The sequence below is a fragment of the Cognatazoarcus halotolerans genome (assembly GCF_009800965.1).
Taxonomy (GTDB): domain Bacteria; phylum Pseudomonadota; class Gammaproteobacteria; order Burkholderiales; family Rhodocyclaceae; genus Cognatazoarcus; species Cognatazoarcus halotolerans.
In genome coordinates this window covers 1-23,661 of the sequence record NZ_WUAF01000031.1, presented here as the reverse complement: position 1 = coordinate 23,661, position 23,661 = coordinate 1, and the positions used below count along the sequence as shown (strand labels likewise).

The 23,661-nt window shown below is 68.1% G+C and carries 19 protein-coding genes, 1 pseudogene and 1 riboswitch; of the genes and pseudogenes, 11 read left to right on the top strand and 9 right to left on the bottom strand.

Annotated features, from left to right (window positions below):
* Positions 1–21: 21 nt before the first annotated feature.
* From cobC to cobU, 4 genes are all read right to left on the bottom strand, one after another.
* Positions 22–588 carry an alpha-ribazole phosphatase family protein gene (gene cobC / locus GQB03_RS21790; protein ID WP_159693749.1) on the bottom strand — a complete coding sequence of 189 codons (567 nt, stop codon included), beginning with the start codon at positions 586–588 and terminating at the stop codon, positions 22–24.
* The gene (locus GQB03_RS21785) at positions 573–1,343 is read right to left on the bottom strand and encodes an adenosylcobinamide-GDP ribazoletransferase (RefSeq protein ID WP_159693747.1); all 771 of its coding nucleotides are present in this window, start codon (positions 1,341–1,343) and stop codon (positions 573–575) included. The genes cobC and GQB03_RS21785 overlap by 16 nt, the downstream gene beginning before the upstream one ends.
* Before the next feature lie 44 nt (positions 1,344–1,387).
* Positions 1,388–2,431, bottom strand: coding sequence for a nicotinate-nucleotide--dimethylbenzimidazole phosphoribosyltransferase (gene cobT, locus GQB03_RS21780; protein ID WP_159693745.1), 1,044 nt, complete (start codon positions 2,429–2,431; stop codon positions 1,388–1,390).
* A gap of 77 nt (positions 2,432–2,508) precedes the next feature.
* A complete protein-coding gene (gene cobU, locus GQB03_RS21775) occupies positions 2,509–3,057 on the bottom strand; it encodes a bifunctional adenosylcobinamide kinase/adenosylcobinamide-phosphate guanylyltransferase (RefSeq protein WP_159693743.1) in 549 nt (182 codons plus the stop codon).
* A 75-nt stretch (positions 3,058–3,132) separates the two neighbouring features.
* A riboswitch (cobalamin riboswitch) is annotated at positions 3,133–3,371 on the top strand.
* A 148-nt stretch (positions 3,372–3,519) separates the two neighbouring features.
* Here cobU and GQB03_RS21770 point away from each other — a divergent pair.
* The 10 genes from GQB03_RS21770 (at position 3,520) to GQB03_RS21725 (ending at position 17,226) form a co-directional block, all read left to right on the top strand.
* Entirely contained in the window at positions 3,520–5,334 is a 1,815-nt protein-coding gene (locus GQB03_RS21770) for a TonB-dependent receptor domain-containing protein (protein WP_159693741.1), read from the top strand.
* Positions 5,335–5,406: 72 nt separating this feature from the next.
* Positions 5,407–6,366 (top strand): FecCD family ABC transporter permease, encoded by a 960-nt coding sequence (locus GQB03_RS21765; RefSeq protein WP_159693765.1) that lies wholly within the window; start codon positions 5,407–5,409, stop codon positions 6,364–6,366.
* Between the two features lie 34 nt (positions 6,367–6,400).
* Positions 6,401–7,177 carry an ABC transporter ATP-binding protein gene (locus tag GQB03_RS21760; RefSeq protein WP_159693739.1) on the top strand — a complete coding sequence of 259 codons (777 nt, stop codon included), beginning with the start codon at positions 6,401–6,403 and terminating at the stop codon, positions 7,175–7,177.
* Positions 7,178–7,179: 2 nt separating this feature from the next.
* Positions 7,180–7,797 carry a cob(I)yrinic acid a,c-diamide adenosyltransferase gene (gene cobO, locus GQB03_RS21755; protein ID WP_235027175.1) on the top strand — a complete coding sequence of 206 codons (618 nt, stop codon included), beginning with the start codon at positions 7,180–7,182 and terminating at the stop codon, positions 7,795–7,797.
* A 56-nt stretch (positions 7,798–7,853) separates the two neighbouring features.
* Complete coding sequence (locus GQB03_RS21750; protein ID WP_159693737.1) at positions 7,854–12,167, top strand: cobaltochelatase subunit CobN; 4,314 nt, start codon at positions 7,854–7,856, stop codon at positions 12,165–12,167.
* 21 nt (positions 12,168–12,188) lie between these two features.
* On the top strand, positions 12,189–12,623 hold the full coding sequence (locus tag GQB03_RS21745) for a MotA/TolQ/ExbB proton channel family protein (protein ID WP_159693735.1): 435 nt from the start codon (positions 12,189–12,191) through the stop codon (positions 12,621–12,623).
* A complete protein-coding gene (locus tag GQB03_RS21740) occupies positions 12,620–12,952 on the top strand; it encodes a DUF2149 domain-containing protein (protein WP_200832372.1) in 333 nt (110 codons plus the stop codon). The genes GQB03_RS21745 and GQB03_RS21740 overlap by 4 nt, the downstream gene beginning before the upstream one ends.
* 130 nt (positions 12,953–13,082) lie before the next feature.
* Positions 13,083–15,047 (top strand): hypothetical protein, encoded by a 1,965-nt coding sequence (locus tag GQB03_RS21735; protein WP_159693733.1) that lies wholly within the window; start codon positions 13,083–13,085, stop codon positions 15,045–15,047.
* 101 nt (positions 15,048–15,148) lie between these two features.
* Complete coding sequence (cobA, locus tag GQB03_RS21730; RefSeq protein WP_159693731.1) at positions 15,149–15,943, top strand: uroporphyrinogen-III C-methyltransferase; 795 nt, start codon at positions 15,149–15,151, stop codon at positions 15,941–15,943.
* On the top strand, positions 15,940–17,226 hold the full coding sequence (locus tag GQB03_RS21725) for a cobyrinate a,c-diamide synthase (protein ID WP_159693729.1): 1,287 nt from the start codon (positions 15,940–15,942) through the stop codon (positions 17,224–17,226). Before cobA ends, GQB03_RS21725 begins: the two co-directional genes overlap by 4 nt.
* A gap of 17 nt (positions 17,227–17,243) precedes the next feature.
* Here the strand turns inward: GQB03_RS21725 and GQB03_RS21720 are convergent, their stop codons facing one another.
* From GQB03_RS21720 to GQB03_RS21700, 5 genes are read right to left on the bottom strand one after another with little or no spacing between them, the layout of a single operon-like run.
* Positions 17,244–18,434, bottom strand: a complete 1,191-nt coding sequence (locus GQB03_RS21720) for a LytR C-terminal domain-containing protein (protein WP_159693727.1) — start codon at positions 18,432–18,434, stop codon at positions 17,244–17,246.
* Positions 18,435–18,461: 27 nt separating this feature from the next.
* Positions 18,462–19,415: a type II secretion system F family protein gene (locus GQB03_RS21715; RefSeq protein WP_159693725.1), complete on the bottom strand. Its 954-nt coding sequence runs from the start codon at positions 19,413–19,415 to the stop codon at positions 18,462–18,464.
* Positions 19,416–19,424: 9 nt separating this feature from the next.
* Positions 19,425–20,405, bottom strand: a complete 981-nt coding sequence (locus tag GQB03_RS21710) for a type II secretion system F family protein (RefSeq protein WP_200832370.1) — start codon at positions 20,403–20,405, stop codon at positions 19,425–19,427.
* A gap of 10 nt (positions 20,406–20,415) precedes the next feature.
* A complete protein-coding gene (locus GQB03_RS21705) occupies positions 20,416–21,771 on the bottom strand; it encodes a CpaF family protein (RefSeq protein WP_159693723.1) in 1,356 nt (451 codons plus the stop codon).
* A gap of 20 nt (positions 21,772–21,791) precedes the next feature.
* Positions 21,792–22,958, bottom strand: coding sequence for an AAA family ATPase (locus GQB03_RS21700; RefSeq protein ID WP_159693721.1), 1,167 nt, complete (start codon positions 22,956–22,958; stop codon positions 21,792–21,794).
* 277 nt (positions 22,959–23,235) lie between these two features.
* Here GQB03_RS21700 and GQB03_RS21695 point away from each other — a divergent pair.
* Positions 23,236–23,661, top strand: a pseudogene (locus GQB03_RS21695) (IS21 family transposase); the annotation flags it as partial.

Sequence of the window (23,661 nt, the reverse complement as noted above, 5' to 3'; positions counted from 1 at the left end):
CGGCGGCTTTCGAGCCGGGAATCAGACGCCGGGCGGGTGGCGGTTGAAGCAGCGCAGGGTGTTGCCCCAGGGCTCCACGCGGATCGTGGTCAGCGCGCCGCAGTCGAAATCGAGCGTCAGCCAGCGCTCCGGCGCGATACCGAGCAGCCCGCCGGCAATGGCCCGCAGCGGCCCGCCGTGGGCCACGATCACCACCGCCTGCGCATCGTGGCGGGCCCGGATTTCGGAGAAGGCCTCGTCGGCGCGGGTCGCCATCTCGCGGGGCGACTCGCCACCCGGCGCGCGAAAGCCGAGCGGGTCATCGGCCCAGGCGTCGATCGCGCTGCCGATCTCGGCAAAGCTGCGACCCTCCCACTCGCCGAAGTCGATCTCCTGCAGGCGCGGGTCGATGTGCGGCGTGCCGAGCGCTTCGGCAAGCAGGCGGGCGCGTTGCAGCGGGCTCGCGTAGAGCGCGAAATCCTCGGGCAGCAGGCGCCTCAGGGCCTTCGCCAGCACATCCGGTGGCTCGGCCAGCGGCAGGTCGCTGCGGCCGTAGCAGGTGCCGGGCGTCACCGCCGGCCTGGGGTGGCGGATCAGATGAAGTTCCATGCCGCCAGTATGCCGAGATAGCAGGCAAGTTCGCTCAGCTGCTGGGCCGCGCCGAGGCAGTCACCGGTGTAGCCGCCGATGCGGCGCACGAAGGTGCGTGCGGCACGCCAGGTGACCAGCGCGGCCAGGACGAGCGCGCCGAGCGCCGGCAGGGCCGGCAGCAACATCAGCGGCAACAGTCCGCCGAGCAGGGCGATGGCGAGCTCCCGGCCCTCGAGCCGTTTCGCCAGCGGCTTTGCCTTTGCGCTTTCGTCCTCGCGTACATAGTCGAGGAAGTGGATCAGGCTGGTCGAGGCCAGCCGCGAGAGCGGATGCGCAACCAGCAGCGCGACGATCGGCAGCGCGGGGTCGGTGTTGGCCAGCTCGGCCAGCGCCAGCGCCTTGGCGAGCAGCATCAGCACGAGGCCGGTCGCGCCGTAGCTGCCGATGCGCGAGTCCTTCATGATCGTAAGCACCTGCAGCTTGTCCCAGCCACCGCCGAGGCCGTCGCAGCTGTCCGCCCAGCCGTCTTCGTGAAAAGCGCCGGTGAGCCGGATCGTCGCGGCTATCGATAACACCACCGCGACGCTCTCCGGCAGTACCAGCGCGGCGGCCCACAGTACCAGCGCGCCGGCCGCGCCGACCACCCAGCCGACCAGCGGGAAATAGCGCGCCGCGTGGTTGAGCCGCTCCGGCGACCAGGGCACCCAGCCCGGCACCGGGATGCGCGTGAAGAAGCCGAGCGCGGTGAAGAAGAGTTCGAGCTGGTAGCGCATTGCGGTGATCGATCAGGCGAGGCTGCGCTGCGAGGTCTGCGCGCTCACGCCTCGCTGACGCCGGCCGATTCGAAGCTCGCCATCTCGGCGAGGAAATTCACCGAGGCCTGCACCAGCGGCCAGGCCAGCGCGGCGCCGGTGCCTTCGCCAAGGCGCAGGTCGAGCTGCATCAGCGGCTCGACGCCGAGGTGGCGATGCTGGATGGCGTGGCCGGGCTCCTGCGAGCGGTGGGTGAAGATGCAGTAGGGCAGGATCGCCGGGGCGAGGGCGTGGGCCACCAGCAGCGCCGAGGTGACGATGAAGCCGTCGATCAGCAGCACCATGCGGCGCTCCGCGGCGCCGAGCATGGCCCCGGCCATCATCGCGATCTCGAAGCCGCCGTACTCGGCCAGCGCGGCGAGCGGATCGGCCGGCACGCCGCCGCGTTCGAGCGCCGCGGCGAGCAGTGCGCGCTTGCGTATCAGGCCGGTATCGTCGAGACCGGTGCCGCGGCCGGTGACCACTTCGAGCGCGGCGCCGCCGGCGGTGCCGACCAGGCAGTGGGTGAGCAGCGAGGCGGCGGCGGTGTTGCCGATGCCCATCTCGCCGAAGCCCACCACGTTGCAGCCGTTGTCGGCGAGGTTGTGGGCAAGCCGGCGGCCGTGCTCGATCGCCTGGTCACGCTGGGCTGCGCTCATCGCCGGCTGTTCGATGAAGTTCGCAGTGCCCGGCGCGATCTTGGCATCGACCAGTCCGGCTCGCGGGCCGAAGTCATGGGCCACGCCCGCGTCGACCACGGTGAGGTTCATCTCCATCTGCCGCGCAAAGACGTTGATCGCCGCGCCGCCGGCCAGGAAGTTCTCGACCATCTGCCAGGTCACGTCCTGCGGATAGGCCGAGACACCGGCTTTCGCTGCGCCATGGTCGCCGGCAAAGACCAGCATCTGTGGTTGTTGCAGCTGCGGGTCGAGGCGCTGCTGGACGAGGCCGATCTGCAGCGCCAGCGCTTCGAGGCGGCCGAGTGCGCCGAGCGGCTTGGTCTTGGTGTCGATGAGGTGTTGCAAGGCCCCGGCGAGTGTGCGGTTGGGGGCAGTGATCTCGAAGTGCATGCGAGTGGATCCTTGCGCGGGCGGTGTCGGCAGGCGGCGGATGGTAGCACGCGGCGCAGGCCGTACCGGGGCGGTGCTCAGGAGCCCTTGAGGATCAGCGGAAGCCCTGCCGCAACCAGGGTGACGCGCTCGCACAGCGTCGCGAGTTCCTGGTTGAGCCGCCCCGCTTCGTCGCGAAACAGCCGCCCCAGCGGCGTTTCGGGGACCAGGCCGAGGCCGACCTCGTTCGCCACCAGAATCACGTGGCCGGGCAGGGCAGGCAGGATGTCGGCGAGGGCTTCCCGCTCGCTCGCCAGCCCGGTGAGCTTGTCGGCGTCGTGCGGGCCGCCGAGGGGTTCGGCCCCGTTCATGAGGTTGGCCAACCACATGGTCAGGCAGTCGACCACCACGCAGCGCCCCTCGGCACACTCTGCGCCCAGCGTTGCGGCCAGATCGCGGGGTGCTTCCACGGTGCGCCAGTGAGCCGGGCGGTCTGCCCGGTGGCGCTCGATGCGTGCGGTCATCTCGAGATCGAGCGCTTCGGCCGTGGCGATCACGGTCACCGGCAAGTTGCTTGCCAGCGCTGTCCGTTCGGCGAGACGGCTCTTGCCCGAGCGGGCGCCGCCAATGATGAGTTCACGGGTCATGGGATGAATATTCTTTTTCTGACGCGCTGCAAAACGCGGATGCGATGGGCTATTATCCACACCTTGCCACTCTCGGGTGGTGACAGGAATTCAGGTGCCCGACGAACCTTCCGGTTCACGGGTTAAACGGGAAACAGGTGCGCGAGCGTGTCTCGCAAGGCCTGTGCTGCCCCCGCAACGGTAAGTGGACGCAAGGTGCATCCAACCGCCACTGGACGATGAGTCTGGGAAGGCGATGCGCCCGGTCCGGCAAGGCCTTCGGTCTGCCGGCCCAGTCCATGAGCCCGGATACCGGCCCGGATTCCGCGGCGCGTCGGGTCGACGCGCCACTGGCGGAAGTGCTGCGGGGTGGCAGCGACGGGCGCGATGTTCCTGCTCCTTCGATTTCTCCCCGTGGTGCTTCCATGTGAATCGGGCCGGTTCGGTGCGGGGACGCAGCCGCCGGCCGCTGGGAGTCGAACAATGAACATCCGTCTTTGCGCCACGGCGATCGCCCTCGCCTGGCCCTGTATTTCGAACGCCGCCGAGATGGTGGCGCTGGCCGAAACCGTGGTTACCGCCACCCGCCAGGAAGCGCGTGCCAATGAAGTGATGGCGAGCGTCGAAGTGATCGATCGCGAGGCCATCGAACAGTCGGGTCAATCCTCGATCACCGATCTGCTGTCCGGTCATCCGGGAATCCGCATCAGCACCAACGGTGGCCCCGGGTCTTCGGCCAGCATCTTCATGCGCGGCGCCGAGTCGCGTCACACCCTGGTGCTCATCGACGGCATGCGCATCAACACTGCCACCACCGGGCAGCCCTCGCTGGAGATCATCCCGCTGGCCAGCGTGGAGCGCATCGAGATCCTGCGCGGCCCGGCCAGCTTCCTCTACGGCTCGGAAGCGATCGGCGGCGTGATCCAGATCTTTACCCGCAAGGGCATGCAGGGCTTGCATCCGGAGCTGTTCGTCGGCATCGGCAGCAACAACACGCGGGAGGTCGATGCCAGCCTGAGCGGCGGCAGCGGCCGTCTGAGCTACAGCCTCGGCGTCGGTTACAGCGACACCGACGGAATCAATGCCAACCCCGATCCGGTGAAGCAGCCGTTCTACTACCAGCCCGACCGCGACGGCTACCGCAACACCCGCTTCAACGGCAGCGTGAGCCTTGGTTTCCGTACCCGTGACGAGATCGGCGCGACCGTGCTGCGTACCGAGGGTCGAAATCACTTCGACGCCTTCGGCACCGCCTACGACGCCTATCTCGACAAGACCGTGACGAGTTTCGGCGCCTACATGGTCAACGAGCTCGCCAGCGGCTGGATGAGCACCCTGCGCGTGGGGGCCAGCGAAGACGAATTGCAGAACCACGACTCGGCCGCGGCGCCGAGCGTCTTCAGGACGCGGCAGCGCCAGTTCGTCTGGCAGCACGACGTCAAGCTGCCACTCGGCAGTCTCCTTGCGGCCTATGAGCACCTCGAGCAGAAGGCGGACGGCACCACCGCCTACACGGTAGACAGCCGACACATCAATTCCCTGCTGCTCGGCTGGGGGGCGAAGATCGGCAGCCACTTCGTGCAGGTCAATGCGCGTCATGACGACAACTCGCAGTTCGGCGGCAAGACCACCGGCCATCTCGGCTACGGTTACCAGCTCAACCCCGAGTGGCGTGCGCGTGCGAGCATCTCCACCGCCTTCAATGCCCCCACCTTCAACCAGCTGTACTGGCCGGACACCGGTTTCGGTGGCGGCAACCCGAACCTCAAGCCGGAGAAGGCGCTCAATCGCGAGGTCGGTCTCAACTGGGAGCGTGGCGTCCACGCGGTGTCGGTGACCTATTACAACAACAAGGTCCGTGACCTGATCTCCGGTTGGCCGCCCGAAAACGTCGACAAGGCGAAACTCGAAGGGCTTGAAGTGGGTTACAGCGGTGACGTGCTGGGTTACCGCCTCGCTGCCGGAGTCGACCTGCTCGATGCGCGCGACACGAAGACCGACAAGCGGCTGCGGCGGCGGGCCGACCAGGCCTTCTTCGCCCAGCTCTCGCGCAAGCAGGGTGCCTGGAACTGGGGCATGGACTGGAACGCCGAGGGACGGCGCTTCGACGATCCCGCCAACACTCGTAAGATGGGCGGCTATGCACTCCTCGACGCCTTCGTTCATTACCGTATCGCGCGCGACTGGCGGATCGAGGCACGTGCCAACAACCTGCTCGACAAGCGCTACGAGACCGCCTGGGGTTATGGCACCGAAGGCGTCAACGTCTTCGTCGGCCTGCGCTATACCCCGATGTAAGGTCGCGGCGTGGCGAGCACCATCACTGCCGCGGGCCGTGCCGCGATGAGCCTGCCGGGCTCGCGCCGCGCAATGTTCGCGCTGGCCGGCCTTGCGCTGACCGGGCTGCTGTGCCTGCTGTGGGCCCTGGCGGCGGGTGAGATTGCGGTGCCGCTCGTGGGCGTGCTGGATGCGCTCTCAGGGCATGGCGACGACATGCAGGCCGCGATCGTGCGCGAGCTGCGGCTGCCCCGCGCCGTTGCCGCCTTTGCCTGCGGCGGCCTGCTTGCGCTGGCCGGCGCACTCATGCAGGTGTTGCTGCGCAACCCGCTCGCCGATCCCTATGTGCTAGGCATCTCTGGCGGGGCGGCGGTGGGCGCGCTGGCGGCGATGACTTTCGGGCTGGTCTCGTGGATGGTCGATGGCGCCGCCTTTGCCGGGGCCCTGGCGGCCATGGCGCTGGTGTTCGGCCTGTCGCGCGGCGAAGGGGCGTGGACCCAGACGCGCCTGCTGCTGACTGGCGTGATCGTCGCCGCGGGCTGTGGTGCGGTGGTGAGCATGATGTTGGCGCTGGCACCGGATACTCGCGTGCAGTCGATGCTTTTCTGGCTCATGGGCGACGCCTCGGGTGCGGCCCGGCCGTGGCCGGCGCTAGCGCTGCTGGCGCTGGGCCTGCTCGTGGCGATGCCGTTCTCGCGGGACCTCAACGTGCTGGCGCGGGGCGAGCTCGGCGCGCGTGCGCTGGGGGTGCCGGTGGAGCGGCTGCGGCTGCTGGTCTATGTGCTGGCCTCGCTGCTGACCGCGGTGTCGGTGACCCAGGTCGGCTCGGTGGGTTTTGTCGGGCTGGTGGTGCCGCACCTGATCCGGCTTGCGTTGGGCAACGACCAGCGTCTGCTGCTGCCGGCGGCGACGCTCGCCGGCGGAGCCTTGCTCACTGCCGCCGACACCGCGGCCCGCACGATGATTGCGCCGATGCAGCTGCCGGTGGGGGTGCTCACGGCACTGATCGGTGTGCCGGTGTTCCTCTTCCTGCTGGTGAGGCATCCGCGATGAAGCGTGTGCGCAAGACCCGCGAGATCGCATCGTGATGGCCGTCGCGCCCCCCCTGCTCGAGGCCGAGGATCTCGCCATTCGCATCGGCGGGCGCTGGCTGTGCTGCGAATTCAGCCTCACCCTGCGTCCCGGCGAATGTCTTGCCCTGCTCGGTCCCAACGGTGCCGGCAAGACGACGCTGCTGCACACCCTCGCCGGACTGCGCCCGCCGGGCGCTGGCGAAGTACGGGTCGGCGGCAAGCCCTACGCGGCATGGCCCGGTGGCACGGTCGCCTGTTTTCGCGGCCTGCTGGCGCAGCAACAACCCGATCACTTCGCCGCATCGGTGCTCGACACGGTGCTGGTCGGCCGCCACCCGCATCTGGGCCGCTGGGACTGGGAGAGCGCCGAGGACCTGCGCATCGCTCGCGCTGCGCTGGCCGCAGTGGGCCTCGACGGCTTCGAGGCCCGTGACGTGCTCACGCTCTCCGGCGGCGAGCGCCAGCGCGTGGCGATCGCCGCGCTGCTCGCCCAGCAGCCGCAGCTGCTGTTGCTCGACGAGCCGCTCAACCACCTCGATCTTCACTACCAGGTCGCGGTGCTCGAGCTGTTTCGCCGCGAGGCGGCCAGCGGCCGCGCGGTGGTGATGGTGATGCACGACATCAACCTTGCGGCGCGTTATGCCGACCACGTCATCCTGCTCGACGGCAAGGGCGGCGTGGAAGCCGGCAGCGCTGCGCAGATCCTCCAGGCCCCGCGCCTGAGCCATGCCTTCGGTCATCCGCTACGCGCGGTGGCCGACGGTGTACGAACCTTCTTCATTCCGGATTGACGATGACTGACCAGATGCACGACAAGGACCGCGACCAGCGCCACAACGAGCGCATGGCACGCAAGAAAGAGGTGGTGGATGCCGCCATCGCCGAAGCCGCCGAGGAGCGCGGCGTTTTCCTCGTGAATACCGGCAACGGCAAGGGCAAGTCCAGCGCCGGCTTCGGCCTGGTGGCGCGTGCGATCGGCCACGGCATGAAGGTCGGCGTCGTGCAGTTCATCAAGGGCCGCTCGGACACCGGTGAGGAGGCCTTCTATCGCCGCCAGCCGGAGGTCGCCTGGCATGTCATGGGCGAGGGCTTCACCTGGGAGACCCAGGACCGCGCCCGTGACGTGGCCACCGCCGAGGCGGCCTGGGAGCAGGCGCGCGCCCTGTTGGGAGATCCCGCGATCGGCCTGGTGGTGCTCGATGAACTCAACATCGCCCTCAAGTACAAGTACCTCGACGCCGAGCGCGTCACCGCCGACATCCTCGCCCGCCCGCGCCACCAGCATGTGGTCGTGACCGGCCGCGCTGCACCGCAGGTGCTCATGGACGCGGCCGACACGGTGACCGAGATGTCACTCGTCAAGCATGCCTTCAAGGCCGGCCTCAAGGCCATGCCCGGCATGGAGTTCTGAGCCCCGGAGCAGACACCTCGCGCGGCATCGGCCGCGTCTCCGCCAAGGATATCCTCATGAAAGAATGCATTCCGCAGCGCCTGCGCGCGCGCTGGGGCCTGGCCCTGCTCGGCCTCCTGCCGGCGATTGTCCAGGCTGCCAGCCTGTTCGGCGTGGTCACCGACCGCGCTGCCCCGGCCGCGGTCGAGGCCGCGCGGCGACATCTCGTTGCCCACCCGCGCGACCACATCCTGCTGCGCACGCCCGACCAGGTGATGAACGCGTCGGAGTCCGAGCTGGCCGGCTGGATCGGTCAGGCCGACAGCGTGCTTGCGGTGTCCGCGTTCGGCGATCCCGCCCGACGCCTGATCGACGCGCTCGGCCGCCACGCCCGGCCGGGCACCGCGCTGGCCGCCTTCAATGGCGAGCAGGCACTCTCGCTGATGAGCCGCTCGGCGGAGGGCGACCTGCGTGGCGTGCCGGGCGAGGTGCTGCGTCAGCTTGCCGCCGAAACGCCAACGGCCGACGCGCTGGCGCTGGCCGACGCGCGACCGGCGCTGGGGCAATGGCTGGCCCAGCGGCGCATCTGGCAGGCCGGTGGTGCGGATAACCTCGGCCCGCTCTTCGCCCACCTGCTTGCCGGCACGCCGCTGCCGCCACCCCGGCCCGAACCGACGCTGCGCCTGCGCGTGGATGGCGAGTCGCGCGCGCCCGGTGCCACCGGCCTGCCAGCCGCGCCGGCCCTGGTGGTGCTCGATCTGGCGAACATGGAGTCCGCCACCGCCGACGCGATCTGCGCTGCGGCAGGCCGGCGGGAACTGCCCTGCGTGTCGGTGCTGGCCCGCTGGGGGGGCGCATCGCGCGAGGCGCTTGCTCGCCTGAATGAACTCATCGCACCTGCGCGTCCTGCGGCACTGGTGGTGGTGCAGGATTTCGTGGTCGGCGCGGCGCAAGGGCGCGAGGCGGTGACCGCGGCTTTCGATGCGCTCAACGTGCCGGTGATCAAGGCGATCCGGCTCACCGACCGCAGCGCCATGCAGTGGCGGCTGTCGCCCGATGGCCTGCCGCCGGACAGCGTGCAGTACCGCGTTGCGTTGCCCGAGCTGCAGGGCAGCGGCCAGCCGATCGTGGTGTCGGCGGCCGGCGCGCCGCGGGCCGACCGCCTCACCGGCATCGAGATCCGCCAGCCCGAGCCGCTTGCCGGCGAGATCGATCGCCTCGTTGCGCGCGCCGCCAACTGGCAGCGGCTGGCGACGCGCGCCAACGCTGACAAGCGTGTCGCCATCGTCTACTACAACCATCCGCCCGGCCGCCAGAACATCGGCGCCGACAACCTCGACGCGCCCGCTTCGCTGCTCGAGATCCTGCGGGCCATGAAAGCAGCCGGCTACACCACCGGCAACCTGCCGGCCAGCCCGGAAGCGCTGCTCGAGATGATCATGGCGAGCGGCGTGAACCTGCCGGAGGATCGTGCCGCCCTGCGCGAAATGGCCGGCCGCGTGGCGGGCGTGGACGCGGCCGATTACCGCCGCTGGTTCGCGCGTCTGCCAGAGCGGGTGCGTGGCGAGATGGAACAGGGCCCGCTCGGCCGGCTGCATGCCGAGGTGCTCGAGGCCGAGCGCGCCGGCGAGCGGGTGCTGGGGCGCAAGCGGGCCGGGAACGGGCTCAAGGAGCTGCTGCACCTCGCCGAGGGGGCCGATCATCCCCGGCGGGCGGATGCGATCGCACTGCTGCGCGAGCTGGAGGCCGGTTACGCGCAATGCCTCGGCGATCGGCCCGTGCGCAGCTGCGGCAGCCTGGGCGCGCTCAAGGACCGCATCGTGGCCCTGAAGATCGAAGGGTTGCGCGGCTGGGGCGCCGCGCCCGGCTACGTGATGGTGGAGGGCAGTCGCCTGCTGGTGCCGGGGCTGACCTTCGGCAATGTCTTCATCGGTCCGCAGCCACCGCGCGGCTGGGAGGTGGACGAAGAGCTGCTGCACGCCAACACCAGCGTGCCGCCGCCGCATCAATACCTGGCCTTCTATCACTGGCTCCACGACGTCTTCAAGGCCGAGGCGGTGGTGCACCTGGGGCGCCATTCGACCTACGAATTCCTGCCTGGCAAGGCGGTCGGTCTCACCGCCGACGACTATCCGAGCCTCGTCGCCGGCGACCTGCCGGGTGTCTATCCCTACATCGTTGACGGTGTCGGCGAGGGCATCCAGGCCAAGCGTCGCGGGCTCGCGGTGATGGTCGATCACCTTACCCCGCCACTCGCCGCGACGCCGCTCTACGACAAACTGCTGGAACTGCGCCAGGTGGTCGAGAGCTACGAGGCGGCCGGTTCCGAGAGCCTCAAGCAGCAGGCTGCGCGCACCATGCGCGAGCAGGTCGTGGCGCTCAACCTCAAGCGCGAGCTCGAAGCCTCGATGAGCGACGTGCTGGCGGTACGCGGCATCGGTTTCGAGGATGCCGACAGCGACCTGCTGGCGCACGAGATCGGCCATTACCTCACCAAGCTGCAGGAAAAGTTCATGCCGCACGGCCTGCACGTGTTCGGCCGGCCGTGGAGCAGGGCGTCGCTCGAGCTGATGCTCGATTCGATGCGCAAGGGTGCGCCGGAGGACGGGCTGCCGGCCGATAGCGGACGCTTGCTGGGTGACTCGCCGCGGCTCGAGATCGCCGGCCTGCTGCGCGGCCTTGCCGGTGGTTTCGTGCCGCCGGGCAAGGGCAACGACCCGCTGCGTTCGCCGGAAGCGCTGCCCACCGGGCGCAACTTCCACGCCGTCGATGGTGACATCCTGCCCACCCCGCTGGGCTACCGCCTTGGCCGCGAGCTGGCCGACAAGGCGCTGGCACGCAAGGACAACGATGGCGAAGGCAGCGAGGCGGTGATCCTGTGGGCCTCGGACGCAGTGCGCGATGAGGGCGTGATGGTCGGCTTCGCACTCGCGCTGATGGGGGCGGAGCCGGTGTGGAATGCGCGCGGCATCGTTACCGACGTACGCCTGCTGCCGGCCGACGGCGGGCGGGCGCGGCGCGACGTGGTGGTGAGCACCTCGGGCCTGTTCCGCGACCTCTATCCCAACCTGCTGCGCCTCATCGACCGCGCGGGCCGGCTCGCGCTGGCGGCCTCGGCCGGGCGGCTGGTGCGCGAACAGCCCGCGCTCAAGGCGGCAGTCGATGCCGCGCTGGCACCGCTCGGCGCGGTCGCACGGGGCGACGAAGCGGCCAATCGGCTCGCGGCGCAGTGGCAGCGGCGCACCGAGGCGCTGAAGCAGGGCGGGCTGGCGGTCGACGCGGCGGGGCGGGAGGCGGCCGCGCGGGTGTTCGGTGATGCGCCGGGCAGCTATGGCGCAGGCGTGAATCGTCTCGCCGAGCGTTCCGGCGCGTGGCGCGAGCGCAGCCAGATCGGCGACGCCTACCTCGCCCGCATGGGGCACGCCTACGGTCTCGCGGCCGAGGGCGAGGCCAGCCATGCAGCCTTCAATGTGGCGCTGGCGGGCGTCACCCGCAGCTACCACGGTCGTGCCAGCAATCTTTACGGGCTGATGGACAACAACGATGCCTTCGACTACCTCGGTGGCCTTTCGCTGGGCGTCGAGCGGCTCACCGGCAGGCGGCCGGAGGCGTATGTGCTGCAGCATTCCGATCCGCGCCGTGCCGATGTCGATCCGCTCGCCAGCGCGCTGCTGTCCGAGATGCGCGGCCGTTACCTGAACCCCGCCTGGCTCAAGCCGCTGATGGAGCATGGCTATGCCGGCGCGCGCACAATGGGGCAGGAGTTCCTCGAGAACCTGTGGGGCTGGCAGGTCGCCCGGCCGGACCTGATCCGCGACTGGGCGTGGGACGAAGTCAAGGCGGTGTACTTTGACGATCGCCACGGCATCGGGCTGGACCGTTTTCTAGCCCGCGGGCAGAACGCGCACGTCAAGGCGCACATGCTTGCGGTCTTCATGGTGGCGGCCGAGAAGGGCTTCTGGCACACCGACGACGCCACCCTGAAAAGGCTCGGTAGCGAGCTTGCGCGGCTGGCGGCGAAGAACGGCCTGCCCGGTTCCGGCCACACCGCGCCCGATCATCCAATGTGGGACTGGCTGATGCCGCGCCTCGACGCCGCCGATGCGGCGGCGCTGGGCGTGACGCTGGCGCGGGCGCGTGGCGAGGTGTCGCCGGCAGTCGCAGCGGCGCAGCCGGCCATGCCACAGGCGGAGGCGGGCGAGCCGGCCGGGGCGGTTGCGGGCGGCGAACCGGCCCCGCAGCCTGAAGCGGCACGCTACTACGAGCTCGAGCCGCAGGCGCAGGAGGCCGCAGCGCACGACGCGCCCACGGTGATGCGGCTGGCCCTGGCGCTGATGCTGCTGTTTGCGACCGGTATTGCGCTCGGGCGTCGCGGCCCGCGCGCGGTCTGAGAATCTCTGATGGAGTCGAACATGAACGAACTGATATCCCTTGGCTGGCTGCACCAGGCGGTTAACTGGCTGCTCACTCCGGCACTGCTTGCGCTGCTGTTCGGCTGCGCGGTGGCGGCGGTGGAAGCCGGCCTGGCGGTGGGTGAGCGCTTTGGCGGCCTCGCGCGGCTGCGCGCAGCGGGCGATCTCATGCGCGTGCAGGCGGTCGCCCGCCATCGTCTCGAGCGGGCCGATCTGCTCGCGCGGATTCCGCCGATGCTGGGCCTCATGGCTACCATCATTCCGCTCGGGCCAGGCCTCGCCGCGCTCGGTCAGGGTCAGCCGGAGGTGCTCGCCTCGGCCGTGACCGTAGCCTTCGATGCAACCGTGCTCGGTCTTGTCGCGGGTATCGGCGGCTTGGTGGTCGGCAAGCTTCGTCGCCGTTGGTACGAGGAACTGCTGGAGGCAATGGAATGAGCGCATCCGGGACCCCGCGCAAGCGCATGCGGCTCTATTCACGGCTCGATGCACGCTTCGACGATAGTGAGGAGGACCCGCGCGCGAGCCTGGTGAACCTGGTCGATGTGATGCTGGTTTTCGCCTGCGGGCTGCTCGCCGCGCTGGCGGCCGGTACACAGGCGGCACTCAAGGTGCCGAAACCGGTGGACAAGGGGCGCGAGATCCAGCAGCCGGATGCGGGTGCGAGCAAGCTTGGTGCCGGATACGCGCGGGTGGGCGAAGTTTTCCGCGATCCCGATACCGGCAGGCTGGTGTTGATCGAAGCGCCGGCAGCGCCGAAACCGTGAGGACTGCGATGGCGTCGTCCGTCGCCAACCTGCCCGATCGGCTGTGCTATTCTGCGCGCCCCGAAACGCGCATCGCGTTCGCCCCTCGCGCATTCAGGCCCCGGTTCCGGGCCGACGCGCCCAGGTAGCAATGACCCATCAAGACATCTCCGCTCCAGAGGTCCCGGCAAGTGATGCCGGGGTGACCGACACACCTGCCGGAGCCGCTCCGGCCGAGCCGGCCAAGCCTAAGCGCGGCGGCAGGCGCAAGACGCCCGCCGTGGCGGCTGAGGGCGAAAGCACGGCAGCGCCTGTGCGGCGCAGTCGCAAAAGTGCCAAGCCGGTCGATGGCGAGCAGGCCGCAATCGAGATCGTGGATGGCGAAACCATCGAGGCTGCCCCGCCCGTAAAGAAAGCCCCGGCGCGCAAGCGCTCCCCGCGAAAGACCAAGGCGCCCGAGACGGGCACGGTGACGGCGCCGGAGGATGCACAGATTGAAGAGGCTGCCGCGGCCGTGACGTCGCAGACGGTCGAAGCATTGCCCGAAGCCGCCGAGGCGGCGGAAGTGACCGAGGCGCCAAGCGCGGCGGCCGTGGTTGACGAGCCGCCGGTACCACCGGCGGTGGAAGCCGTGATGCCCGAGGCCGTTGCCGAGGAAGAGGCCGTAGCTGAACCGGCGAGCGATCTCGAGGATCACGCGGACGACTTGCCCGCTACCGAGGCGCCGATCGAAGCCGGCGCGGATGCCTCGCCGCTCGATTCGCCGGCACGGCGCAAGCGCCGTCGCAAGAAGCGCAAGGCGCAGGGCGGCGACGAGACGGCGAGCGCTCAGCCGGTGCCGACCACGACGTCGGGACAGGCGGACCTGCCCTTTGCCGCCGAAGAGGTGGCAGCGGAGACGCCAGTCGAACCATTCGAAGCAACAGGCCGGATCACGGTGATCGGACTCACGCCCGGGCAGGGGCTCGCCGAGTATGATCGTGCCGCGCTGCTGGCTGCGGATCGGGTGCTTGTCGATGGCGCGCTCGAGGCACAGGGCGTCCTGCCGGAAGGCCTTGCCATCGAGCGCCTGCCCGGGTCGTTCGCGACCCTGTGCCAGCGGATCGAAGCACTGGCGGACCGGCGGGTCGTGGTCGTGGTGGCTGGCGATCCGGTTTGCGAGGGCCCCGGCCGGGCACTGCTCGCCGAGTTCGGCCCGGCGCGGGTTGCGCTGCGGCCGGCGGTGGGGCGGGTGCAGGCGGCCCTGGCGCGGGCCGGGCTGGCACTGGAGGACGCGATCCGCGTGGATCAGGCCGCGGTCGGGATGGCCGGCCTGGTGGCGCGCCTGCGCGCGGGACGGCTCTACGCGGTGACCCTCGACGCCGGCACACGGCCGCAGGACATCGGGCGTCGTCTCGAGGCGGCCGGCTTTCACCAGGCGAGGATCTGGCTGGTGGAGCCGGGCGAGGCAGGCGCGATCCACGCCTTGCTCGGTTTCGAGCTGTCCGACAGTCGCATCGAATTCGCCGCGGGTGCGGTGCTCGCCATTTACACGGCGCTCGGAGACGGCAGCCTCAATGACTGGCCGGGTCTGCCCGCCCCGGTCTTGAGCGCTGACGCGCTGCCCGAAGCGCTGCGCCTGCTGGCGCTGGCCTGGCTGCAGCCTAGCGCCGAAGAAACCGGCTGGGCGATCGAGCCCGGAGCTGCTGCGCTGGCGCTCGACTGGTCGCGCCATCGACCCGCAGCGGCGGTCTTCGCCATCGGCAGCGAGCCGGCGTGGCTCGCCTCGGTGCGCCTCGTTGTCGGTGCGGGCGAGGGGCTGCAGGCGGTGACTTCCGGGGCACACCGCAGTCTCGCAGAGTTGCCCGACCCCGATCTGATCTTCATCCGTGCTTCCGATGAACTCGGCCAGCAGATCCGTACCGGCTGGGAGCGGCTGCGCCCGGGCGGCCGCATGGTGGTGGTGGCGGAGGACGAACAGGCGCGTGTGGACCTCATGCACTTTGCCAACCGCACGCCGGCGCAGCGCTGGCAGGAGGTCTCGGTGGCCGAAGGCGGCAGCCACGCCGGCAGGCCGCGCCTCGAGCCGGCCCGGGGCGCCCGCATCATGCTCTGGAAAAAGCCGGTCAGAGGCTGAGGCTGGCGCGCTGCAAGGGTTTCGGGCTACTGCCGGGTGGCGCATACTGCCCCTGTCCATTGTCGAATTCGGGGCTCGTGAGCCCATAGCAGGAGTGGCGCATGTCGCAGTTTTCGTCCCAGGGTGTTCGTCCCGGCGCACAGCCCGGTACCGTCTACCTCATCGGCGCCGGCCCGGGTGACCCCGAGCTGCTTACGCTGCGCGGCATGCGCCTGCTCGGCGAAGCGGACGCTGTGGTCTACGACAATCTCGTCAGCCAGCCGATCCTCGACTTTTCGCCCGCCACCGCGGAACGCATCTACGTCGGGAAGAAAGCCGCCAACCACGCCCTGCCGCAGCAGGACATCAATGCCCTGTTGATCCGGCTCGCCGGTGAAGGCAAACGGGTGATCCGCCTCAAGGGTGGCGACCCCTTCGTCTTCGGGCGCGGCGGCGAGGAATGCGAGGATCTGCTCGAAGCGGGCATCCCCTTCGAGGTGGTGCCCGGCGTGACCGCGGCTTCGGGGATCTCGGCCTATGCCGGTATTCCGCTGACGCATCGCGATCATGCCCAGGCGGTGGTCTTCGCCACCGGTTATCTCAAGGATGGCAGCATCGAGCTCGACTGGCCGATGCTGGCGCGGCCCCGGCAGACGGTGGTGATCTACATGGGCATCACCCGTCTTGGCGACATCTGCGAACGACTCATCGCCCACGGCCTGCCGGCCAGCACCCCGGCAGCGGTGATCCGCAGCGGCACCACGCCGTCGCAGAAGGTCGTGACCAGCGATCTTGGCGGGCTGCAGGCGGCGGTGAACGAGGCGGGCTTCAAGCCGCCGGCCTTGCTCATCGTCGGCAGCGTGGTGAGCCTGCAAGGCAGGCTTGGCTGGTTCAAACCGGAAGGCGATCCGGCGTGACGGCATGCCCGGCGCTGTTCGTCGCGGCCCCGGCATCGGGCCAGGGCAAGACCACCGTCACCGCCGCCCTCGCGCATTTGCATGTGCGGCGCGGGCGCCGGGTGCGGATATTCAAGTGCGGACCCGATTTCCTCGATCCGCAGATCCACGCGGTGGCCAGCGGTGCGCCGGTCCATAACCTCGACCTCGGCATGTGCGGCGAGGCGGACGCCGCCTGGCGGCTTCACGCAGCGGCGGGCGAGGCGGATCTGATCCTCGTCGAAGGGGTGATGGGGCTCTACGATGGAACGCCTTCGGGTGCCGATATCGCGCGCCGCTTCGGCATCCCGGTGATGGCGGTGATCGATGCGCGGGCGATGGCTCAGACCTTCGGCGCGGTCGCGCACGGGCTCGCCAGCTACCAGCCCGGGCTGCCGTTCTCGGGCGTGCTTGCCAACCATGTCGGCAGCACGCGCCATGCCGACCTGCTGCGCGAGGCACTGCCGGCCGGCATGGCCTGGTATGGCGCGCTGGCCCGGGACGCGGAGGCCATGCTGCCGGAGCGCCACCTCGGCCTGCTGCAGGCCTCCGAGATCGACGATCTCGGCGCTCGGCTCGACCGCCTCGCCGACAAGCTGGCCGAAACCGGCGCCGCCGATCTGCCTCCGGCAGTGGAATTTCCGTCGGCTGCGAGACCGCGCGTCGAGCCCTTGCTCGCCGGCAAGCGCATTGCCGTCGCGCGTGATGCCGCCTACGGCTTCATCTATCCCGCCAACCTCGATACCCTGTGGGCGCTGGGGGCCGAGGCGATCTTCTTCTCGCCCGTCGCCGGCGATCCCTTGCCGCCGTGCGATGCGGTGTGGCTGCCGGGTGGCTACCCCGAGCTTCACGCCGCGGCGATTTCGGCCAATCGGGGTTTCAGTGCAGGCCTGCGTGCGCACCACCAGGCCGGCCGGCCGATTCTCGCCGAGTGCGGTGGGATGATGAGCCTGTTCGAATCCGTGGTGGACAAGGACGGGAACAGCCACGAATTCGTCGGGCTGCTGCCGGGGCGCGCGGTGATGCAGAAACGGCTCGCCGCACTCGGCATGCAGCAGCTCGAGCTGCCCGAGGGCACGCTGCGCGGCCACACCTTTCATTACTCGAAGAGCGAAACGCCGCTGTCACCCTATGCCCGGGCGCAGACCCCGGACGGGCGCGAGGGTGAGGCGGTGTACCGCTGCGGCGGCCTGGTCGCCAGCTACGTGCACTTCTACTTCCAGTCCAGCCCGCGCGCCGTTGCGGCCGTGTTTGGTGGCCGTTGAGGCGACCCGACGCGGTGTCAGACCCGGACCCGGGCCGTATCGAGCAGATCCCGCCCGAGGATGAGCCGCACATCGGTGCCGGGGCGCGGCGCGCTCGATGGCTTCAGCGTGACCGCGATGCCGAGACGCTCCTGCAGTGCCCGGGCGGCGTCGGCAAAGCCGGGGCCGTATTCGATGACGCTGCCGCCCTGGGCAAAGGAATGGTAATTGGTGATGCGGTCGACGCCGATCCCTGCAGCCTTCAGGCGACCGCTGAAGCGCGTGGCGAAGCGACTCACGCCGTTGCCGTTGGCAACCTCGAGTCGTGCGCTCTCCAGCCGGTCGTCGAGTGCGAGGCCGGCCAGCACCGGCTGCTCGGACCTCATGGGGGTGACGTGCGCCACCACCGGAACGGGCCTGGCCTCGTCCACGACGGTTGGTGCGTGTCCGACCGCGGCTGCAGCCGCCTTGGGGGTGATTTCGGTCATGTGGATGCCGGCCGCGGATTGGTCGCTCAGGGCAAGGGTCGCGGTGTCGGCCGGTCCAGGCTGGGTCGACTCCTTCGCCAGCGCAGTGGCCGGCGCCACTCCGGCGGGCAAGGCGCCAGCCGAGCCGAGTGCGAGCGTCATGGTCAGTCTTGCTTCAGGCGGGTCGATCCTTGTCGATGCGCTGTCGGCCGCGAGCTGCGTTGCAGGCGCGGTATTGCCGGCTGGCGCGGTGTGTCGCCCCGCTTCTTCGGCCAGCGCGACCATGCCTGACTCGCGCGCGGCCTTTTCGAGATTCACCCAGGCCCGTTCGTAATCGGGGTCGAGGGTCACCGCCTTGCGCAGCGATTCGATCGCCTCGGTGTAGCGTCCCTGCAGGTAGAGTGCGTAGCCGATGTTGTTGTGAAGGTAAGCGGTTGCGGGCGTCAGCTCGGTCACCTTGCGGAACATCTCGACCGACATCGCCAGCTGCCCGCGTTCCGCGTAGAGCGTGCCCAGCGCATTGAGGGCATCGGTGTTGTTCGGGTCGGCGGCGAGTGCCTTTTCGAAGGCCTGCTCTGCCTCGCTGCTACGGCCCTGGCGCTGGTGGAAACGCCCCAGCTGGTAATAGGCCATGCCGTAGAGCATGCCGTGATGCACGTCGAGGACCGGCTTGACGTCCCAGGCGAGGCGGCTGTCACCCTGCGTGGCGCAACCCGCCGAAACGGTCAATGCGAGAAGTGTGGCGATCGTCTTGAGTTTCATGGGAATCTGCTCCGCGTTGGACCGGGGTCAGCCGCTGGCCATCGACGAAAGAAACTTCCCGATCTGGATCATCGCGGGGCCCGCGACCACGATCAGGATGGATGGAAAGATGCATAGCACCAGTGGAAAGATCAGCTTGACGGCAACCTTTGCCGCAAGCTCCTCGGCGCGCTGCTGGCGCTTGACCCTCAGCGTTTCGGAATGGATACGCAAGGATTCGCCGATGCTCGTGCCGAACTTTTCCGACTGGACCAGCATCCCCACCAGCGTTTCCACGTCCTCGACGCCGGTGCGCATCGCGAGGTTTCTGAGCCCACGCTCCTTGCCGCTGCCGGCGCGGAATTCGAGGCAGACCAGCTGCAGCTCTTCGGCCAGCACCTGGCTCTGCAACTGGACCTCGACGGCCACCCGGTTGAGGGCCGCTTCGAGGCTCAGGCCGGCCTCGACACAAATGGTGAGCAAGTCGATCGCGTCCGGAAAGCTCTCAAAGATCTCGCGCTGGCGGCTCGCCGTCAGTCGGTTGAGCACGAAATTGGGAAGATAGAAGCCGATTGCGCTGAGCAGCGCGACATAGAAGTAGAACTCCTCCATCGGCATGTCGCTGCCGCTGAAGGTGCGTAGTAGCCACAGTACCAACGGCACGCCGAAAGCGAAGATGGTCTTGACCGCAAAGAAGAAGATCGGCGCGTTTGGGTTGCGCAGTCCGGCCTGGATGAAGCGCCGCCGCAGCTCCGAGTCTTCCCAGCCTTCATCCGGAATCGACAGCTTGGCCAGCGGCCCGGCTGCCTTGGCAACGGTTTCGACCCACTTCGCACTTTCGGCATCGCGTCCGCTGATTTCCTGCGGCGTCGCGATCATGCGCTCGAGTCGCCGTTGCGCTGCATTGCGGCGAAACAGGAAATAGCCCGCGACGGGGACGCCGCTCACGACGATGAACACGAGCGCGAGGAACAGCATCTGAGGAGGGGAGAAATTGCCCATGTTGCGTCCTTACACGTGAATCCGCACGATGCGGCGCATCCACAGCGCGCCGATGATCATGAATATCACGCCGCCTTTCAGAAAGAGGATGCCGGTCGGGTCGGTCCACAGCATCGACATGAACTCACTGTCGACCGCGTACAGCAAGGCACCAGTGAAAACGGGGAGCAGGATCAGGACCAGCCCCGAGAAGCGGCTCTCCGCGGAAAGCGCCTTGACCTTGCCGAAGAGCTTGAGGCGCTCGCGGATGATGTTGCTGATGTTCGACAGGATCTCGGACAGGTTGCCGCCGGTCTCGCGTTGTATCAGCACCGCGATGACGAAGAACCCAAGGTCGGTGCTGGGGACCCGCCTGGCGAGATTCTGGAGCGCGTCCTGAGCCGAAATGCCGAAATTGATCTCGTCGAAGGTTTGCTGGAATTCCTCTCCGACCGGATCGGGCATCTCGGTGCCCGCCATCTGCAGTGCGCTGGGCAGGGCATGGCCTGCCCGCAGCGCGCGACCGATCAGATCGAGCGCTTCGGGCAGGAGGCTCTCGAAGCGCTTGAGGCGCCGGCTGCGCCGATGGCTGAGGTAGAGGATCGGCAACAGGCCCATGGCGAGCCCCCCGACGAGCGCGATGAGCAGTGGCTTGCCGAACAGCAGGAGTCCGAACAGGCCCATGCCGAAAAGGCTGACCGTGTAGGTCGCAAAATTCGGCAGGGTCCAGTCGGTGCCGCTCTGGACCAGAAAGCGATCCAGCGTTTCGACCCGCGGCACCAACAGCATCACACGGTCGAAGGCGGGGCTGTTGCTGGTGAGCCGGCGTTTGAGCAGTGCCAGCTCCGCCGGGTCGGTCCCGCCACCGGCCGAGATCATGCGCAGGCGTTTGGCCAGCCGCGTGGCTTCGGGACCGCGGCGCGAGTTCCACCAGATGTATACACCCTCGATCGCGAAGAAGGCCGCGATGAAGAGCATCAGCAAGGCGATGTTGAAGAAGTTGTCGCTCATCGGCCCTGCCTCATGTGAAACGTCGTGAGGGGTCGAAGAACTCGTCGGGCAGGCGCAGGCCGAAGGCGCGCAGCCGTTCCTGGAAGCTCGGTCGCACACCGCTGGCTGCGAAGTAGCCCTCGACACCGGCCTCTTCGCTGAGCCCGGTCTGACGGAAACCGAAGATCTCCTGGCTCGTGATCGTCTCGCCTTCCATACCGGTGATCTCGAGGATCGAGGTGATCTTGCGTTTGCCGTCCATGAGGCGTGCCACCTGGACGATCACCGTGATCGCCGAGGCGATCTGCTGACGCACCGCCTTGGGCGTGAGGTTCATCTCCGCCATGCTGATCATGTTCTCAAGGCGCGCGAGTGCGTCACGCGGGGTGTTGGCGTGGATCGTCGCCATCGAGCCTTCGTGGCCGGTGTTCATCGCCTGCAGCATGTCGAAGGCTTCGGCACCGCGGACTTCGCCGAGGATGATGCGATCGGGGCGCATGCGCAGGCCGTTACGCACCAGCAGCCGCTGGGTAACCTCGCCCTTGCCTTCGATGTTGGGCGGACGGGTTTCGAGGCGCACCACGTGGGGCTGCTGCAATTGCAGCTCGGCCGCATCCTCGATGGTGATGATCCGCTCGCTGACCGGGATCCCGGCCGACATGATGTTGAGCAGGGTGGTCTTGCCGCTGCCGGTGCCGCCCGAGATGATGAGGTTGACCTTGGCGTGGGACAGTGCCTCAAGTGTCCTTGCCATTGGCTCGGTGAGTGTCTTGTAGGCCAGCAGATCGGCCATCTTGAGTGGCGTGACCGAAAAGCGGCGGATCGACATGATCGCGCCGTCGATCGCCAGCGGCGGGATGATCGCGTTCACCCGCGAGCCGTCCGGAAGCCGGGCATCGACCATCGGACTCGACTCGTCGACCCGCCGGCCGACCCGCGAGACGATCTTGTCGATGATCTTCATGAGATGTTGCTCGTCGTTGAAGCTCACGTCGGTGAGCTCCAGTCGCCCGCGCCGCTCGACATAGATCTGGCGGTAAGTATTGACCAGGATGTCCGAGATCGACGGATCGGCGAGCAAGGGCTCGAGCGGGCCCAGGCCGAGCATCTCCCAGCGGATGTCGCGCACCAGGTTGCGACGTTCCTGCTCGTTGAGCGCGACGTCCTCCTCGATCAGCAACTGCTCGATGAGCTGTTTGAGTTCCTCTGCTATCTGTTCGCCACCGAGCTTCTGCAGGCGGCCGAGATCGACGCGGTCGAGCAGGGTCTGGTGGATGCGCTTCTTGATCTCGAGATAGTGGCGCCGTGCGGCGGCCGACATCACTTCGGCAGTCACGAGTCGTGAAGGGGAGGCCTCGATGTTCTCGAATCGAGCTCGGATCGACATGTTTGCGGTCTCCGGAGAATTCATGTGCGTGCAAAGAGTCGTGACAGCAGGCCCTGGCTGCGTACCTGCGGACGCTCGGAAATCTGGTCTGAGAGTTCCTGCAGGCTGCGGGCCACCGGGCTGCCCGCGTCCAGCTTGAGGATCGGAATGCCCTGGTTAACCGAGGCGGTAACCGATTTGTAGTGATTTGGAACGGTTGCGAAGATCTTGTAGATGAGCAGCTTTTCCGCATCCTGCTCGGTCAGCTCCCCGGAAGAGCGCTCGACGCGGTTGAGAATCGGTCGCACCTTCTCGAGCGGATAGTCGAGCGAGCGATACACATCGAACAGCCGTTTCGCATCGCGCAGGAAGGGAAGGGTCAGCTGCAGCACCGGGTAGATGCGCTCCGCCAGATCGAGCGCCTGGATGGTGCAGGTGTCCAGCGAGCGGCCCACGTCGAGGATCACGTAGTCAAAATTGGCACGGGCAAAGCGGATCAGCGATTCGATCTGGGTCGGGCGGATATCGACCGACTGGGTCGGATCCTCGGGGGCCGCCAGTACGCCGAAGTTCGGCAGGACCTCGATCATGGCGGATTTGAGCAGCGCCATGTCGAGGTGCTGGATGTCGCGGGTGATATCGGGCAGGCAGATGTTGGGCCGATGGTCCGATACATACAGCACCGCATCGCCGAACTGCAGGTTGAGATCGATGAGCAACACCCTTTTGCCGCTGCGTTCGGCCAGTGCGTAGCCGAGGTTGGTGGCGAGGAAGCTCGCACCGCTGCCGCCCTTGCAGGACATGAAGGCGAGCACCCGCCCTTCGCTGCCATGGGCAGCACGCGCCTTCTGTTCGATACGCTGGAATGCAGCCTGAATGTCCTCACGCGAGAGCGGCGCCTTGATGACCTCACGCACGCCCAGCCTGAGCGCCCGCAGCAACAGTTCGGGCGACTCCTGGTCGACGATGAGGATGGTGCTGAGCCCCGGATAGAAGGCGCTCAGGCGCTCGAGGTCGGTCAGCGGTGCCACGCTGCCGTGACGGCAGTCGAGCATCAGCACTTCCACCTCGCCCTTGACCGGGAGGGTGGAGAGGCCGGCCAGTGAACCCTCGTGGCAGACGAGCTCGCTCAACTGCCCCACGCCCGCAGCGAGCTTGCGGATGTCTTCGAGGTTGCGGCGATCTTCGGAGACGGCGAGTGCTTTCACGGTGTCTTCTTCGCAGGTTTGGCTGGCTTGTTCAGGTGCAAAGCGGGTTGTTGGTGCTGTCGAGGCTTTCGGCGGGCAGTGAGGTCGAGAACGCCGGTACCCTGAAGGTCAGGGGTATGAGAGGTATAGCGGCCGTTACCGTCAGGTTCTGAATGGTCACCGTCTGTTGGCGCCGACCGAAAACTGACCATGTGAGGGGGTGTGTACCGACTGAAAACTGACCAGGGTGTTTAACCTGCCTGCCTCATTTTGAGGCGGGGTGTTTGAGGTGATCACCATGGAAATGTTGGGCAAGGTGAGGAGGCTGTTCCTGCGGGATGGCCTAAAGGTTTCGGAGATTTCTCGGCGGACGGGCCTGTCGCGAAACACCATCAAGAAGTGGCTGAGGGGGGACGGTCCGGTCGAGCCGCGCTATCGGCGCGAGTCGCGGCCGGGCAAGCTTGCACCGTTTCACCCCTACCTGCTGCAAGCACTCGAAGCGGATGCGGGGCGTCCGAAACGCGAGCGCCGGACGGCAAAGGCACTGCTCGTCGAGCTGAAATCACAAGGCTATGGCGGCGGCTATTCGATCCTGAGCGACTTCATCCGCGGTTGGCGCGATCAGAAGTCGGCGAACGCGCCGACACGCGCCTTCGTGCCGCTGAAGTTCGAACTGGGCGAAGCCTTCCAGTTCGACTGGAGCGAGGAGCGGCTGGTGATCGGC

Excerpts from the sequence above, each read along its gene's own strand:
- GQB03_RS21770 (WP_159693741.1), top strand. The coding sequence starts at position 3,520 with ATGAACATCCGTCTTTGCGCCACGGCGATCGCCCTCGCCTGGCCCTGT.
- GQB03_RS21745 (WP_159693735.1), top strand. The coding sequence starts at position 12,189 with ATGAACGAACTGATATCCCTTGGCTGGCTGCACCAGGCGGTTAACTGG.
- GQB03_RS21740 (WP_200832372.1), top strand. The coding sequence starts at position 12,620 with ATGAGCGCATCCGGGACCCCGCGCAAGCGCATGCGGCTCTATTCACGG.
- GQB03_RS21710 (WP_200832370.1), bottom strand. The coding sequence starts at position 20,405 with ATGAGCGACAACTTCTTCAACATCGCCTTGCTGATGCTCTTCATCGCG.
- GQB03_RS21785 (WP_159693747.1), bottom strand. The coding sequence starts at position 1,343 with ATGCGCTACCAGCTCGAACTCTTCTTCACCGCGCTCGGCTTCTTCACG.
- GQB03_RS21720 (WP_159693727.1), bottom strand. The coding sequence starts at position 18,434 with ATGAAACTCAAGACGATCGCCACACTTCTCGCATTGACCGTTTCGGCG.
- GQB03_RS21715 (WP_159693725.1), bottom strand. The coding sequence starts at position 19,415 with ATGGGCAATTTCTCCCCTCCTCAGATGCTGTTCCTCGCGCTCGTGTTC.
- GQB03_RS21750 (WP_159693737.1), top strand. The coding sequence starts at position 7,854 with ATGAAAGAATGCATTCCGCAGCGCCTGCGCGCGCGCTGGGGCCTGGCC.
- cobC (WP_159693749.1), bottom strand. The coding sequence starts at position 588 with ATGGAACTTCATCTGATCCGCCACCCCAGGCCGGCGGTGACGCCCGGC.
- cobA (WP_159693731.1), top strand. The coding sequence starts at position 15,149 with ATGTCGCAGTTTTCGTCCCAGGGTGTTCGTCCCGGCGCACAGCCCGGT.
- GQB03_RS21765 (WP_159693765.1), top strand. The coding sequence starts at position 5,407 with ATGTTCGCGCTGGCCGGCCTTGCGCTGACCGGGCTGCTGTGCCTGCTG.
- GQB03_RS21705 (WP_159693723.1), bottom strand. The coding sequence starts at position 21,771 with ATGTCGATCCGAGCTCGATTCGAGAACATCGAGGCCTCCCCTTCACGA.
- cobU (WP_159693743.1), bottom strand. The coding sequence starts at position 3,057 with ATGACCCGTGAACTCATCATTGGCGGCGCCCGCTCGGGCAAGAGCCGT.
- cobT (WP_159693745.1), bottom strand. The coding sequence starts at position 2,431 with ATGCACTTCGAGATCACTGCCCCCAACCGCACACTCGCCGGGGCCTTG.
- cobO (WP_235027175.1), top strand. The coding sequence starts at position 7,180 with ATGACTGACCAGATGCACGACAAGGACCGCGACCAGCGCCACAACGAG.
- GQB03_RS21735 (WP_159693733.1), top strand. The coding sequence starts at position 13,083 with ATGACCCATCAAGACATCTCCGCTCCAGAGGTCCCGGCAAGTGATGCC.
- GQB03_RS21760 (WP_159693739.1), top strand. The coding sequence starts at position 6,401 with ATGGCCGTCGCGCCCCCCCTGCTCGAGGCCGAGGATCTCGCCATTCGC.